Source organism: Corynebacterium kozikiae, from assembly GCF_024580965.1.
GTDB lineage: Bacteria > Actinomycetota > Actinomycetes > Mycobacteriales > Mycobacteriaceae > Corynebacterium > Corynebacterium kozikiae.
Window position 1 is genome coordinate 43910 of sequence record NZ_JANIKJ010000010.1, and the last position, 14968, is coordinate 58877.

The 14968-nt window shown below is 57.4% G+C and carries 13 protein-coding genes, 2 pseudogenes and 1 riboswitch; of the genes and pseudogenes, 8 read left to right on the top strand and 7 right to left on the bottom strand.

The window, feature by feature from the left end:
• Positions 1-13 precede the first annotated feature (13 nt).
• Complete coding sequence (locus tag NQ018_RS07475) at positions 14-940, bottom strand: spermidine synthase (protein WP_257060083.1); 927 nt, start codon at positions 938-940, stop codon at positions 14-16.
• 100 nt (positions 941-1040) lie between these two features.
• On the opposite strand from NQ018_RS07475, the gene mnmA reads away from it, so the two are divergent.
• Positions 1041-2144, top strand: coding sequence for a tRNA 2-thiouridine(34) synthase MnmA (gene mnmA / locus NQ018_RS07480; RefSeq protein ID WP_257060084.1), 1104 nt, complete (start codon positions 1041-1043; stop codon positions 2142-2144).
• 23 nt (positions 2145-2167) lie between these two features.
• Here mnmA and NQ018_RS07485 read toward each other — a convergent pair whose 3' ends face one another.
• Genes NQ018_RS07485 through NQ018_RS07495 form a run of 3 tightly spaced genes read right to left on the bottom strand, consistent with a single transcriptional unit; the run spans position 2168 to position 4195 of the window.
• Positions 2168-2464: a hypothetical protein gene (locus NQ018_RS07485; protein ID WP_257060086.1), complete on the bottom strand. Its 297-nt coding sequence runs from the start codon at positions 2462-2464 to the stop codon at positions 2168-2170.
• A 16-nt stretch (positions 2465-2480) separates the two neighbouring features.
• The gene (locus NQ018_RS07490; protein ID WP_257060088.1) at positions 2481-3521 is read right to left on the bottom strand and encodes a serine hydrolase domain-containing protein; all 1041 of its coding nucleotides are present in this window, start codon (positions 3519-3521) and stop codon (positions 2481-2483) included.
• On the bottom strand, positions 3518-4195 hold the full coding sequence (locus NQ018_RS07495) for an ArsR/SmtB family transcription factor (RefSeq protein ID WP_257060090.1): 678 nt from the start codon (positions 4193-4195) through the stop codon (positions 3518-3520). The genes NQ018_RS07490 and NQ018_RS07495 overlap by 4 nt, the downstream gene beginning before the upstream one ends.
• An 83-nt stretch (positions 4196-4278) precedes the next feature.
• On the opposite strand from NQ018_RS07495, the gene NQ018_RS07500 reads away from it, so the two are divergent.
• The gene (locus NQ018_RS07500; RefSeq protein ID WP_257060091.1) at positions 4279-5307 is read left to right on the top strand and encodes a uroporphyrinogen decarboxylase/cobalamine-independent methonine synthase family protein; all 1029 of its coding nucleotides are present in this window, start codon (positions 4279-4281) and stop codon (positions 5305-5307) included.
• A 3-nt stretch (positions 5308-5310) separates the two neighbouring features.
• On the opposite strand, the gene NQ018_RS07505 is transcribed toward NQ018_RS07500, so the two are convergent.
• Positions 5311-6015 carry a 3'-5' exonuclease gene (locus tag NQ018_RS07505; protein ID WP_257060092.1) on the bottom strand — a complete coding sequence of 235 codons (705 nt, stop codon included), beginning with the start codon at positions 6013-6015 and terminating at the stop codon, positions 5311-5313.
• 175 nt (positions 6016-6190) lie between these two features.
• Here NQ018_RS07505 and ligA point away from each other — a divergent pair, with 175 nt between their 5' ends.
• Entirely contained in the window at positions 6191-8209 is a 2019-nt protein-coding gene (gene ligA / locus NQ018_RS07510) for an NAD-dependent DNA ligase LigA (RefSeq protein WP_373566919.1), read from the top strand.
• A gap of 94 nt (positions 8210-8303) precedes the next feature.
• Here ligA and NQ018_RS07515 read toward each other — a convergent pair whose 3' ends face one another.
• Entirely contained in the window at positions 8304-8966 is a 663-nt protein-coding gene (locus NQ018_RS07515; RefSeq protein ID WP_257037584.1) for an ACT domain-containing protein, read from the bottom strand.
• A gap of 417 nt (positions 8967-9383) precedes the next feature.
• Between NQ018_RS07515 and gatC the strand changes: the two genes are divergently transcribed.
• The 5 genes and pseudogenes from gatC (at position 9384) to NQ018_RS07535 (ending at position 13694) form a co-directional block, all read left to right on the top strand.
• A complete protein-coding gene (gene gatC / locus NQ018_RS07520; RefSeq protein WP_257037583.1) occupies positions 9384-9677 on the top strand; it encodes an Asp-tRNA(Asn)/Glu-tRNA(Gln) amidotransferase subunit GatC in 294 nt (97 codons plus the stop codon).
• Between the two features lie 3 nt (positions 9678-9680).
• On the top strand, positions 9681-11165 hold the full coding sequence (gene gatA, locus NQ018_RS07525; protein ID WP_257060095.1) for an Asp-tRNA(Asn)/Glu-tRNA(Gln) amidotransferase subunit GatA: 1485 nt from the start codon (positions 9681-9683) through the stop codon (positions 11163-11165).
• A gap of 143 nt (positions 11166-11308) precedes the next feature.
• Positions 11309-11493: riboswitch (cobalamin riboswitch) on the top strand.
• A gap of 517 nt (positions 11494-12010) precedes the next feature.
• A pseudogene (locus NQ018_RS07530) lies at positions 12011-12196 on the top strand (IS3-like element ISCod1 family transposase); the annotation flags it as partial.
• Positions 12197-13046: 850 nt separating this feature from the next.
• Positions 13047-13223: pseudogene (locus NQ018_RS11625) on the top strand (restriction endonuclease); the annotation flags it as partial.
• Positions 13224-13259: 36 nt separating this feature from the next.
• A complete protein-coding gene (locus NQ018_RS07535; protein ID WP_257060097.1) occupies positions 13260-13694 on the top strand; it encodes a hypothetical protein in 435 nt (144 codons plus the stop codon).
• A gap of 599 nt (positions 13695-14293) precedes the next feature.
• Here NQ018_RS07535 and NQ018_RS07540 read toward each other — a convergent pair.
• Positions 14294-14809 carry a GNAT family N-acetyltransferase gene (locus NQ018_RS07540; RefSeq protein WP_257060100.1) on the bottom strand — a complete coding sequence of 172 codons (516 nt, stop codon included), beginning with the start codon at positions 14807-14809 and terminating at the stop codon, positions 14294-14296.
• Positions 14810-14968: the final 159 nt, after the last annotated feature.

Below are 14968 nucleotides of genomic sequence, written 5' to 3' on the forward strand. Positions count from 1 at the left end.
GCCTCGGTGGTGTCTAAGTGGCGTGTTCGGCGTCAAAGCGCAGCACACCTGCGGCCATGAAGCGCTCACACCAATCGTGATCTTTGAATTGCGCAGGTACGGCGCCTTGGAGCAGCGAGCGCGTGATGGCGTGCATGGCTTCCCGGCCCGGAAGTTCACTATCTGTGCCGAGTAATACGATGTTGCCGTAGCGCCGGCCTTTGAGCATCTGGGGGTCTGCGATGCAGGCGACGTTGCGAAACACCGTGGCCATAGTTTTCAGCTCGCTGCGCGCGAGCGTGAGGTCGCGGTGATCGCCGCAGTTGGCTATGTAGAGGCCACCTGGGCGCAGGCTGCGGTGCACGTTGGTGAAGAATTCTGCTGTGCTCAGGGAAGCTGGGGTGGTGTCCCCGGCAAAGACGTCTCGGATGAGAACATCGCGGGAGGCGTCGGTAAAGCTATCCGTGACCTGGCGCGCTTCACCCACGCGGATCTTGAGGTGTGGAGCGCGGGGCAGCTTAAAGAACTTCCTGGCTAAGATGGTGAGCTTTTCGTCGAGCTCCACCACCATATTCCTGCTATCCGGGTACTGTGCGCACAGGTAACGCGCCATGGTGCAAGCCCCTCCGCCAAGGTGGGTGATGCTGAGGCGCTCACCCGCCGGGTTCGCTCCTACAAACCATGCGATTGCGGTGGCAAACCAGCGCATGTACTCAAACTCCAACTGCAGCGGGTCTTCCGCGATGTGTGATGACGGCACGCCGTTCACACTCACTAGCCAACCGCCTCTTGCGTAGGGGTCGGGTTCTATGCGGACCCAACCGGTGTCCGTTGGGTATTCACCGGGAATCAACTCGTTTGGCGCATTGCTGCCTGGCGTTAGGCTGCCAAGGGATTGGGAGAGTTGGGAATGTTTTTTGGCTGATCCCTGTTGCGTAGTTGGTGTGCGTTTCCTACCCATAGGTGGATACTGTAGGGCGTGTTCGCCTGGAACGCGCAATGCGTTGCGTTTTTTGGAGTGCGGTGGGTTAGGGTAGTGCTTTGATTTGGAGGGAAGTTTCATGAGAGTGCTCGCTGCGATGAGCGGTGGTGTGGATTCGGCGGTGGCGGCGGCCCGTGCGGTGGCCGCTGGTCACGAGGTCACCGGTGTCCACCTTGCCCTTTCTCAGGATCCGCAGACGGTCCGGGAGTCCTCGCGCGGGTGCTGTTCCTTGGAAGACTCTGCCGACGCCCGCCGCGTATGTGACAAACTTGGAATCCCTTTTTACGTGTGGGACTTCTCCGACCGCTTCAAGGCTGAGGTGATTGACGACTTTGTCTCCTCCTATGAGGTGGGTGAAACTCCGAACCCTTGCTTGCGCTGCAATGAAAAGATCAAGTTCGCAGCCTTGCTGGAACGCGGCATCGCCTTGGGCTTTGACGCCGTGGTGACCGGCCACTATGCCCGCCTCGTACAGCCCGAAGATGGTGGTGACGGCTACCTGCGCCGCGGCGTGGACCCACAAAAGGACCAGTCGTATGTATTGGGCGTGCTCGGTGCCCGCGAGATTGCTCACTGTATGTTCCCCGTAGGGGATACCGTGAAGCCCAAGATTCGTGAGGAAGCCGCCGAGCATGGCTTCTCCGTGGCCAAGAAGCCTGATTCCTACGACATCTGTTTCATTCCCGACGGCAATACCCAGGCGTTCTTGGGAAAGCGCATTGGGCTACGTCCGGGCATGATAGTGGATACTTCCGGCACGGAACTCAAGCAGCATGATGGTGCCTGGAATTACACCATTGGCCAGCGCAAAGGCTTGGACATTAAGCAACCGGCGGCGGATGGTAAGCCGCGGTATGTGACCGACATCGACGCAGCCACTGGCACCGTCACCGTGGGCTCTCGGCGCGATCTTGAGGTGCACTCCATTGGTGCTGACCGCTTGAAGTACCTCCATCCCGCTATGAGCGGCACGTTTGAGGCTGAGGTTCAGGTTCGCGCCCACGGCGAGGCCGTGCCGTGCACGGTAACCGTGGACCAAGTGGCAGATCGCATGGAGATCACGTTGCACACGCCGCTGTCCGGTGTGGCTCGTGGCCAGGCTGCAGTTTTGTATCAGCCTGATGAACAGGGCGACATCGTCTTGGGGTCCGGGACGATCTGCGCTACTTCCAGCAGTATTTAGCTAAGGCGAGCTCTGCAATTCTGTTACTCCTGCGGAGCTGCGTGAGCGCTGGATGGTGTGCCGATTTCAGCTTGCGGGTGCTTGCGGTGTTTGCGCTGCTCTCGCCAGGTTTGGAAATGTGGCTGGAAGAAAAACGCGGCGCCGAAAATTGCGATGCAGAGATACCACACCCACACGATTCCCATTGATTGGAAGGGAACCGCAACCCGCGCGATAAGGAGCATGACGGCTGCCGTTACCAGCGTGGTCCAGATTGACTTGTCCCATAGCGCCGAGAAAGCGAAGAAGAACAATACGATGACTGAGAGAAGTTGCATCATGTTGGTTCCTTTCCACCTAGTTTGAGGTTGAGGATGGGGTTGCTGTCGGGGTTTCGTCCGGGGTTTCGTCCGGGGTTTCGCGCATCATTTCCAGCAGCAGTGCATCTGGGCTCGCGGTGGTGTCAGCCAGTGCCAGCATGTATTGGCCGGTTGTAGGACGCAGCACAACTTGGGAGCTAAAGCCGCCAGTTTTGCCGTTGTGCCAGGCTAAGCCGTCATCGGTATGCACCCATCCGTACTCAGGGACCCCATGATCGAGAACGTGCCGGACAAAGATTTCCAGATCATTCGCGGTGGATCGCACGGCACCTGCGGGCGCGTAGCCGTCCATTTCCCAGGCGGCTGCCTTGCGGCCTGCTTCGTTATAGCCCCGTGGATTTTCTGAGTTGAGGGAACCTACCGTGGCAACAAAGGTATTTTCCATGCGCAGGGGAGTGAAGATTCGTTGCTCCATGAGCGTGGGATAGTCATGACCGGCTGCCTCGGCAAGTGCCGCGCCGAGGATTGCATACCCGAAATTGGAATAATCTTTGTCTGCCCCGTGGCGTGATTCTGCGGCGGCGGCCTCGTTGAGGACATCCTGGGTACTTGTATTCGCGTAGGGGTTTCTTCCTAGTATTGGAGCCAATACGCTGGTTCCAGCGATGCGTTTGACTCCCGCGGTATGGTTAGCCAGATCCTCTAAGGTGATCTCAGGGTTGGGGAACTCAATCAGCGTGGCCACCGGGGTATCGAGTGACACCTCTCCGCGTTCAATCGCCTGGCGGAGCAGTTCAACCGTCATCATTTTGGTTACTGAGCCGATCTCAAACTCATCATCCGCGGTTGCCCCGAGTCCGGCAAAGGTTCCGTTTTCTATCACCGCTAGGCGGTGAGTGCCGGTGGGGGCACGCTCGCTGAGTGTTGTAGCAAGCGCCTCAGAACCATGGAAGTCCCTGGACTGCATTATCGGCCTCACACCAAAGAACAGCAGTGCTGCGAGGACCACGACGATAAGGAGTATTCGGGGCCAGGTGTGCGCCTTAATGTGCTTTGCGTTGGTGGTTGGGCTGCTCATTCGAAATCACTGGTCCTTGCTTGGGTAGTTGTTTTGGGCGAAGGCTCCGCAGCCAATGCGAGTGCAAGCAGAGCCACAATCTTGTTCGCGGGAATACGCAACCGCGCCTGGGGGAGGCGTTCCACCCACCCTGCCTGTGTGAGGGCCTTGACGTGGTGATAGAGGGCGCCTTGGCTCTGGGCGAGCCCTTGGTCAAGGAGGTATTGCACCGTCACATCAGCTTGGCTGGGCACGCACAGCATCTCTTTGAGAATCTGCGTTCTCACTGGATGGGCAAGGGCAGTGAGGGATTCCATTGCTTCCTCCCAATGATGCTGGACAATTGAGTCCGCACTGCGTTGCCAGACGTACTGCACGTTGCGGCCATCCGGCAGTACCACTTCTCCGGAGTAGCCCACCTCACCTACTGGAGCTCCGCCAGCATGGGGTGCCGCCTGGGGGTTCGGCTCGAAAGATGCCTCGCTGTGGCTGGATGGTGGCTGGAGCTCATGCGTGAGGCGTTGTTCCATGGCGCTGATCTGGTGTGCGTCGTGGTGGAACGTGGTGGCGTCGGAACCGCTGATAATTTGCGAGTATGCCGTTTCCAGAGCGAGGAGCCGCTGCTCGTAGGCCAGCATCCGATCCTGGAGGAGGCTGATCTGCTCCGACTCGGATTGATGATCTAGATTCTGCATATTTAAAATATTAAAATTATGATTGAGGGTTGGCAAGGGTTTGAAGAATTTGAGTGCTGTTTTGGCCTTGCTAGCATTGCCCCATGCAGTCCGTGCCAGTGCCAGTGCCAGTGCCAAGTTTCGCCCAGCCGACGTTTCCGGGTACCTCTTTTGCGCAGGCTGCAGAGGTCATTGCCGGGGAGACGGGGGAATTGCGTACCGTCCCGCTTCTGCCTTCCCGAGGGCTTCGCGCGGATCATGCGGCTTTTACCTGTGCGATGCTGCCAGAACTGCCCATTGAGAAGGGGCCGCGTTCGTGGCGGGTGTCGCAACGCCCTCAAATCTTGACTCGGCGTGCATGGGATACCTTTGAGCAGGACAAAGACGAGCTGGAAGCGGCGTGGGGTAATAATGTCCCGTTGCTGACCCATGCACTCGGCCCGCTTTCATTGGCGGTTGAGCTGGAACTTTCCAATGGCCATAGGATGATCACAGATCGCGGCGCGGTTCGCGACCTCGTGGAAATGTTGGCGGAGGCAATTGCGCGGGAGATTTCAACTTTGCGTAGCCGTTTCCAACAACCAGCGGCGGTGCATCTCTACGAGCCGCACCTTGACGCGTTAGCCCAGGGCAGCATTCCGGGGACACATGATTTTGATGAGATTCGAGCTATTCATCGCAAAGACATCACCGAAATCTTGCAACGGTTCGTGGGAATCATCAGGTCAAAAATGCAGCCTGAAGAGCAATCGATGAAACAACTGCGCCACATCGGGTTGGCCAGCGAACCCAGTGAAACCGCCCTGGAGGTGATGGGTGCCATTGGAGTGGATGTAGTTCTTCTTGACCTTCAGAAGGTGCGGGGAACTCAAGCCCTCGACTCCTGCGGTGCCCTCCTCGCATCAAGAATCACTCCTGCGTTCATCCTTGGCGAACGCAACATTTCAGCGAGGCAGGCGGCGATCCAGATCGCGCGGCGTTACGACGAACTCGGGCTGGACCGCAGTCTCCTCACTGCTGCCACGGCTACTGTTCCAGGCACTGCAACCGGGAGTCTGCTGGAACACGCGCACAGGCTGGGGCACGCGCGGGAATGCGCGGCAATCCTTGTGCGTGATGCGGGCGATCTCTAGCGTTTAGCCCTGCATGGGCCAGGAGGTGTTCACCGTTTCCGCGTTCTTCCCCTGCCCCAACAGATAGTTCTTGAAGCTCGTCTGGAGCTCAAAGTAACGCACAGTTTGGAATTCCATCAATTCGTTGAGCGTCTTGGTGGAAATCTCTGCGCTAAACCGCTTTTTGGCCTGCATCCAGGCAATGCGCGCGGCTGCCAGGGCATCTGAGGTGGCCTCGTGGGCGTTGTCGATGCGCACGTTGTACTCAGCGCAAAGATCGCTCAACGTGCGCTTGCCTTTGCGGTACGGATCAAGGGCTTTGTCCATCACGAAGGGGTCATACACCGGGCCATCCACCACAAAATTGCCAGTGAGCTGGCGCAGCACGGTGAGGTCATAGGCCGCGTTGAACACAATCAGTGTGTAGCCATCGCGCCAAGCTTGTTGGATTGTTTCCACCGTGGTGGCAAGCACTTCCTCGTGTGGTTGGCCGTGCTCGCGGGCGTGCTCCGTGGTGATGCCATGGACCTTTGCGGCTTCTTCGGGGATTTCTACTCCAGGGTCCGCCAAAAGCTCTCTCGGATGGGCACCTTCTGAGTCAATGTGCACCAATGCTGAGGTGACAATGCGCGCTTCAAAAGGATTTGCTGAGGTGGTTTCCAAATCAAAGCTCAACACCTTGGAGGGATTGAATGGTTCGGTGTTGGGATCAAACGCTGGTGCAGTCATGTTCCCAAGCCTATCGAACGCCCCGGACACGCGCGGTGGAGTTGCATTTTGCGATGTGGAAAATGGGCTATTCCTGCAGCTAAAGGGCGTGTCCGTGGGTGCAGGTAGACTGACCACCGTGACTAAACATGAGCAAGGAAACCAGCAAACCACTCAACAGGTACCGGATGCTGAAATCCGCCACCAATGGGAGGATTTAGCCGAACAAATCCGCTATCACCGCCAGCGTTATTACAATGCGGAGCCGGAAATTAGTGACCAAGAGTTTGATACCCTTTTCCGCGCACTCCAGCGCCTCGAGGAGGAGTATCCGGCACTTGCGGTTCCGGAGAGCCCTACTGTTGAGGTGGGTGCGGCGCCGGCGCAGTCCTCCTTTGCCAACGTTGAGCACCTTGAGCGAATGCTCAGCCTGGACAATGTTTTTAGCGGGGAAGAACTCACCGAATGGCTGGCGCGCACCCCTGCGAGCGCCTACCTGACCGAGTTGAAGATCGATGGCCTGAGCATTGACCTGGTGTACCGTGGCGGCAAACTGGAGCGTGCTGCTACACGCGGTGATGGCCGAGTGGGCGAGGACGTGACCGAAAATGCCAGGGTGATTGCAGACATCCCCCATGAACTTCAACACTCCCCAAATTTTCCCGTTCCTGAGGTGTTGGAGGTTCGCGGAGAAGTATTCATCGCGGTAGAAGATTTCTCCGTGGTCAATGAGCTGCGCCAAGAAGAAGGGGGGAAGCCGTTTGCGAATCCAAGGAATGCGGCGGCGGGGTCTTTGCGGCAAAAAGATACAGAAGCGGTGAAGCGACGCCGGCTCAAGATGATCTGCCACGGTTTGGGGCACACGGAAGGCTTTACTCCTGATTCCCAGTTCCACGCATACGAGGCGCTGGCGGCATGGGGTCTGCCAGTGTCTGAGTACACCGCGCTTGTGCACAGCGCAACGGAAGTACAAGAAAAAGTCCAGTACTGGGCGGAACATCGCCATGACGCCACCCATGAAATGGATGGCCTGGTGATCAAGGTGGATGACATCGCTGAGCAGCGTCGCCTTGGTTCCACCGCAAGGGCTCCGCGGTGGGCGATTGCGTACAAATACCCGCCGGAAGAAGTGACCACCAAACTCTTGGATATTCAGGTTGGCGTGGGGCGCACTGGAAGGGTTACGCCCTTTGCAGTGATGGAGCCCGTCTTCGTGTCTGGCTCCACTGTGTCTATGGCAACGCTGCATAACCAAACGGAAGTCAAGCGCAAGGGCGTGCTGATTGGTGACACCGTGGTGCTGCGCAAGGCTGGAGAAGTAATCCCAGAAGTCTTGGGGCCGGTGGTGGACCTGCGTACCGGGGAGGAACGGGAGTTTGTCTTCCCAGCGCAGTGTCCATCGTGTGGCACCACTTTGGCGCCGCAAAAAGAAGATGATGCAGACTGGCGCTGCCCGAACTCCCAATCTTGCCCTGCGCAGCTCAGCGCAAGGCTCACATATTTGGCCGGACGAGGTTCCTTTGACATCGAGGCCCTTGGCGAGCGCGCCGCGGAGGACCTCATCACCTCCGGTGTGCTCAAAGACGAGTCCACGCTCTTTGACCTCACTGAAGAAGACTTGCTCAAGACCAGTGTCTACACCACCAAAGCTGGCACACTCAACGCCACCGGAAAGAAGCTCCTGGCCAACTTGGAACAGGCGAAACGAGCCGACCTATGGCGAGTCCTCGTGGGCCTTTCCATCCGTCACGTGGGCCCAACCGCAGCGCGAAGCCTTGCTACCAGGTACCGCTCCATCCCCGCCCTTATGGAGGCCGAGGTAGAAGAAATCGCCAAGACCGATGGCGTTGGCATGGTGATCGCGCAGAGCCTCAAAGATTGGTTCACCGTGGACTGGCACCAAAACATTGTGGAGAGTTGGGCGCAATCTGGGGTGACCATGCAAGAGGATGCGTCCGATCTTCCCGAACAAGTACTCGCAGGACTTACCGTGGTGGTCACTGGCAGCCTTGAGGGATTCAGTAGGGACAGCGCAAAGGAGGCGATTTTGAGCCGCGGCGGTAAAGCTGCAGGTTCCGTGTCCAAGAAAACCGATTTCGTGGTGGTGGGTGAAAACGCTGGATCCAAAGAAACCAAGGCCCGCGAACTCGGCTTAAGGATCTTGAACGAACAGGAATTCGTCACTCTGCTGGAAGCGGGTCCCGACGCCCTGTAGCCGGAGGGGGTGCTTTCCCAACGCAGCACAAAGCCCCTGCCGCAGAAGCGCAGCAGGGGCTCTATGGCAGGGGTTGCAGTGGTGGCAGGGTGCTCTAGTGGCGCAACAGCCTTCCCAGGATCACTGCCAGATTCCCAATGTGCTGGACCTCTGATGCCAGGAAATCTGGGCCACCAACACGGCCTATCACCAGTACTAGGCCGGTGTCACCAAGTGGGGCTGCCGCGAGGGAAGAGTCCAACAAAGACCAGGACTCCGGAATCCACTGCTCACGCTCAGGGTTGAGGGTGCGCGCCGTAGTGACTTCAATGTGGGTCGGGGTGGAACCATCTTCCTCCGGCGCGGCAGGAGAAGCGGTCACGCGGCTGACCCCATCGCGCACATCAAGCAAAACTGCCCAGTTGGAGGTGAGCGCCTGGGGCATGCGATTCACCAAATCTACAAGTGCCTCAGAATGGGTGGAGGCGCCGGCAACCGTTGCCAACAATTGGATCTGGCCACGCCGATCAACGGTGCCGGAAAATGGGCGAATAGAATCCACCTCCACACCATCCAAAGCCTGTGCGGCGGTGATAATCGCATCTGCCATCACGTCTGGAGGCAGGGAAACCACCATGTCATCCATCACGGTGCCATTCGGAAACACCTGCACCACATCCACGGAATGGATGTTCGCGCCGGCCTCACCAATTGCATTGGCAATCCGACCAAGGCTACCCGGCCGGTCTGGCATGAGCACACGGATCAAATAGGACATAACAAGCCTTTCTAGGGGCGCAACCTGCTGAAACTCCAAGCGAGGGCACCGTTGCCTGTGGTGGTGGCGGATGCCTTGCCCACTGCATCGGAAAGCTGCGTGCGGCCTAGGGTTGGTTGCGCATGCACAGCACACGCAGAGCTAAAGAGCAGAATCAACACAGCACTTGTATGTAGGTGACACAAGCGCAATCGCTCCTAATACTACGTGCAAATTTTGCGAAGCGGGGAACCCCCAATATCCGAACCCACGGTGGGTCCCGTGCCGGGGTGGGGGAGAAGGGGACCTTGGGGGCGTCGGAAAGCTGAGAATCCGTGCGGTAGTATTGTGTACTCAGTGCTGCCTGCGGGGCCCGTTGCCCGCGTGTTGCCCAGGCAGGCGGAAACAAGAAGACCTACGAGAGTAAGGATGCGCGAAGTGCCTGAGATTTCACGCGATGAAGTCGCCCACTTGGCTACATTGTCACGGTTGGCCCTCAGTGATGAGGAGCTGGACCAATTTGCCACCCAAATCGAAGCGATTGTGGGTGCAGTGAGCAAGGTGCAGCAGGTGGCCGCGGAAGGCGTGGAACCCATGTGCCACCCGCATGACATCACCACCACCATGCGTGAAGATGTTGTAGAGCAAATTCTTACCCCTGAACAGGCGCTGGATCAGGCACCGGCAGTGGAAGAACAGCGTTTCGTCGTTCCGCAGATCCTGGGGGAGTAAACCATGACCAACTACATTGTTCCTGAAACTGGCCTCACCTCCCTGAGTGCTGCCGAGCTCGCCGAGAAGATTCACTCCCGCGAAGTATCCTCTCGCGAAGTCACCCAGGCACACCTGGACCGTATCGCTGAGGTAGACGGGGAGCTGCACGCATTCCTGCACGTGGGCGCCGAAGAGGCTCTCGCGGCTGCCGACGCCGTAGACCGCTCCCTGGATGCAGGGGAGGCCCCGGCCTCACCGCTGGCAGGTGTTCCACTGGCACTCAAGGATGTGTTTGTGACCACGGACGCACCAACCACCTGCGCATCCAAGATCCTCGAGGGGTACGTTGCGCCTTACGACGCCACCGTGACCCGCAAAATCCGCGAGGCCGGGATTCCGATTTTGGGTAAGACCAACATGGACGAGTTCGCCATGGGTTCCTCCACGGAAAATTCCGCGTACGGCCCCACCAAGAACCCTTGGGACGTGGAACGCACGCCGGGCGGCTCCGGTGGCGGATCCTCCGCAGCATTGGCATCAGGCGAGGCCCCATTGGCAATTGGTACGGACACCGGCGGCTCCATCCGCCAGCCGGCGGCACTGACCAACACCGTTGGCGTGAAGCCCACCTACGGCACCGTGTCTCGATACGGCCTGGTGGCATGCGCATCCTCCCTGGACCAGGGCGGCCCTACTGCACGCACGGTCCTGGATACGGCATTGTTGCATGAGGTCATCGCGGGCCACGATAAGTACGACGCCACCAGCGTCAATCGCCCAGTAGCGCCCGTTGTGGAAGCAGCACGCGAAGGTGCACGGGGTGACCTCAAAGGCATGAAGGTTGGCGTGGTGAAGCAGTTCAACCGCGAAGGCTACCAGCCGGGTGTAATTGAGCAGTTCCGTAAGGCCGTGGACCAGCTCGTGGACCAGGGTGCAGAGATCGTGGAGGTGGACTGCCCGCACTTCGATGACGCGCTCGCCGCCTACTACCTGATCCTGCCTTGTGAGGTTTCCTCCAACCTCGCCCGCTTTGATGGCATGCGCTACGGCCTGCGCGTGGGCGATGACGGCACCCGCTCCGCCGACGAAGTGATGGCACTCACCCGAGCAGCGGGCTTCGGCCCAGAGGTAAAACGCCGCATCATCCTGGGCACCTACGCGCTGTCCGTGGGCTACTACGACGCCTATTACCGCCAAGCACAGCGAGTGCGCAGCCTCATTGCCCAAGACTTCGCCCAGGCATACGCCCAGGCAGACGTGCTGATTTCCCCAACCACCCCAACCACCGCCTTCAAGCTTGGGGAAAAGCTTGAAGATCCAATGGCGATGTACAACTTCGACCTCTGCACCCTGCCACTCAACCTCGCCGGCCTCTGCGGCATGTCCCTGCCTTCCGGTTTGGCAAGTGACACCAACCTGCCAACCGGCTTGCAGATCATGGCACCAGCGTTCAAGGATGACCGCCTCTACAAGGTAGGCGCAGCCTTCGAAGCTGGGCAGAAGTAAGCTGCCAGCAACGCTTTGCTCTTGAGATCCTAAGATCCCGCTGCACTTGCCTGTATAGGTGGCAGCGGGATTGTGCGTTTCGCGCTACAATCACTAGCGCACTACGAACAGCTTTCTGGCGCGATTCGCCAAGGTGCTGAATGCTCGGAGCTTATGTCTTCGATGTTGCCACTCCTTGAGGGAACCCGGTGCAAATCCGGGGCTGACGCGCAGCGGTAAGTGGGGACTAGCCGTCCACAACGTCACTGGGCGCCCAAGGGCACCTGGGAAGGCGGATGGTGAGGGGTGATCCACAAGTCCGAAGACCTGCCAGAAAGTGACCATCGCGCAGCCGTCCGCGTACACGCGGCTGCCTGATACGGACCGCGGCCTCACCAACCACGGGCAGGCTGAAGGCAACGTTCCTGCATCAGTGAAGGTCACACACCGTTATGGTGTGCGCTCGGTGCAAGAACGCCTTTTGCTGCGGTGAATGTCAGGCACCAAAAGCGATGCGCAGTTCACTCCCCGCCAGCGGTGAGGCAGTACGTACCATCGTGTTGTCTCGCCGCGGGCGGGATTTTTCGTTCTGAGGCACCTCGGCAGATCCGCCTATTGGGCGAATTGAGATCATCGTGCAGCCAGAACCGCATTCCACTTTTGCCGCACTGAACAACCCGAGGTTAGCAACAAATCTGACGCCCGGAGGACGCTGCTCGACTACGTTACTGTCCGCCCCGACGGCGTAAACAACATCACCTTCACTAGTGGTGAGGTTGTTTAAGTAACTTCCCACAGTTCAATCCGGTCCGGCTTCTCATAGAGCCAGCAAAGTTCGTCTACGGCCCTTTTGTCCTCAACCGTAGGTATCAGAATTTCGGGTTGCCGGTATCAAGGACCATCTGTCGCCGATCATGGACCTATACGATCGGGTGATCGTGTCGTATAGCGTGTCTACCTCACCGAATACAGCGTTTATGTCGCAGTCTTTGCGTGATGCCATCACACAACAATCGCGAGGAAAGGGTTTGCTGGTGCATTCAGAGCGAGGCAGCAGTAAATAACTTTCGGAAAGTTTCTTCAGTAAGGCTACGATTCCCAGTTATTGGGGTGCGGTACCTGACATGACTGCCTTACTATTCAAATTAAAAGTGCGATGTCTCAGATGGAAGGATTCCCAGAAAGTCGATCGCTTCAGAAAACGAAAAAAGAAGAAGTCGTACTCGAGGATCCGCTTGGTCTTTCTAGTAGTTATAGGACTATCAATAGCGATAGCTTTCTTTCTTCAGGATCCTGATGATTGGACATCTGCTGCGTTCGCTATTTCGATAGTGTCGTTGTTTCTCGCAGTTAGATCTGTGGAAGCTCTAATTGTAGTTTTCCGCAACAGGAAATTGAAGGTTGCTTCATCTTTGTTGCTTGTAGTTTGCGTCTCCACAGCCGGAGCAGCTAACTACTTTGCATTGTTCGGAAATCAAGAAATCGGCTCAATATTTTTAGTCATAGTTCTGGCCCTATTTTTGATGGCGACCTTTCTCGAACAGAAGTTCACTTCAAGTAGACGTTAAATCAGCTTGACACATTTGCGATTGATGCAGATAGCTTTTCGCATATAGAAAATTTCTTTTAGTCGGCAGCCTCTCGTTTTCAAACTGGAGAGTTAAGGAGCCTGTTTCCCTACGGGCAACCGAACCCGGTCGCGGTGATCGTCAACCGGGCATTGGAGACGGCCTAACAACGCCCACACGCAGCGGCCATCAGGGAATGAGAAACATAGTCTTCGCTGCTCTCCGCCCAACTTTGCAACTGCACTTTATTCGAAGGGTGAAGCGCCCCGGGTTTTGTTCCTTGGCATTTGCCGGTAATCCGGTGCGCCGCCCCGCCATTTAACAGTTCTTCGGATCGCTCTCTGCGTGCGGTGCGGATCGGGGAGTATTCATTTTGACCTCGCGGTTTACAGATGAGGCAAAAACCGAGGCCGAGGTGTTTAAGAGCATTATCCTGATTGACTGGGCGCGGAGTAAGTCGTGTCATTGGCATCCAGAACTTGGGCTCAATGGTTACTGGTGGATTTATTAGTTGATGCCGATGACAACTCCTCGGTAAGGTGACCTTATGCTTGAGCAGTACGAACAGTTCCTTGCCCGGAGGCTGTCGAAGTTTCAGGATGAAGCGGTCTCGGCTGTGCTTGCGAGTTTTGATGATCCCTCGGTTGTTTTGGATGGGGATCGGCCGTTTCCGCGCCAATTGGTTGAGGAGATTCTGGAGAGCGAGCGCAGCTACGAAGACAGGGTTGTCGCAGTTCTTGTTGCCATCGGATCCTGGTGTATTGCCTCGAGTGGAGCTCAATGGTCAGCAGGGCCAATTGAGGATGGTATCTATTCAGAGCGTGTGGGTATCGGGCTTAAGGTAGAGGATGGCCAGGCATTTTCACCCCTAGTTGGGCATGCCGAAGAGATTGTTGTGCAGTGGCCTAGTTCTACTCAAACCCTAGATGCAACAGAGGCTCTGGCCGAATTTGACAAAAAGATGCATAGGGAACGCCGGTAAGCACTCGTGCTCCATTCGATGGAAACTATTTTGGTCTTTGTGAGTAGCGGGTTTGCTGTAGCGTGATTCTGGAAATAAAGTCTTCCCGTTAATCCGGGAAGTGTTCGGGGTTGTGTCTTCTCCAGTTGTGGCGCCATTTTCAACATGTTCGGCCCGTGCGTGCGGGACTGAGGAGGACCCCGTCGGACGGTAGCTGATCAGGCTTCCAGAGCGTCCTCTAGGGGGTGGCCTGGCCAGCTGAGGTAGGAACCGTCAATTGGTATGGCGCTGCGTGAAAAGTTATGGGGCTTGGGGTGGGAAAGATCAAGCGGGCGTCAGAAGGTTCACCTTCGTTGTTTAGTTGATTAGTAGTACTCGCGAATGTGCTCGTGAAACTTATCGAAAATGTCGGTGACCTTGACTTTGACGGCGAATGTCAGCCCCAGTTCGAGGTGAACCTTCGATCTCCAAAGCTCGTTCGTGGACACCCGTCGAAGCGCAACTGCCTGACGACGGTTTCGATCTCTTTGCCAACCTTTCTCCACGAAGATGGGCGTGGATTAGCTTCGCACGGAGGACATGTGGAGAACCGATTGGGTGGAGATGCCGCTCGCAAGGTGTCACTCGGTGAACCGCAGGATCAGGCGGTGGTATTCGGAATCGCTTGCTCCAGGTGCTTGAGCGCTGGGAGGAACAGGTTTGTATCCCAGTTTGAGGTAGACCTCGTGTGCGTGGCGGTTGTCTGCATCAACGGAAAGCGAGATACCTGGGGCGCCCGCGGCCCGCGCGATTTTTGCAGCTTCGTTGAGCAATAGCCTGCCAAGCCCATGGCCACGGAAAGCGGTTTCTACCGCAACAGCCACCTCCGGCACACCCGATTCCACATGCCCGTAGCCATGGTGGTCTTCGGTGCCCCAAATCAACCATGCACCACCAGCGGGGATGTGGTTGCTCCAGGCAATAACACCGCCGCGTTCCGGCGTCCAACGTTCCACATAGGTGTGGTAGTCCTCTGCGAAAGCAACGGTGACTGCACGGCCTTCATCACCGTGTACATCAGTCAGGAAATTCAGCCGCGCGATGTACGTCCGGTCGGATTCTGTGGTTGGTGTGAACAGAAAATTCTTGTCTGGCATGACACCAATTGTGCCAGCCGCGCTGTCCTTCGGCAGGGCAGCAGCGGTGCCGACGTGCTGCCGTTTGGACTACGCCGCCTTGGTGCCTGGAAGCCTTGGGCGTCGGCAATGCTCCGCCTCGAGACGTTGCCTTTGGGCCGCAGGAGACAGGACACAGGA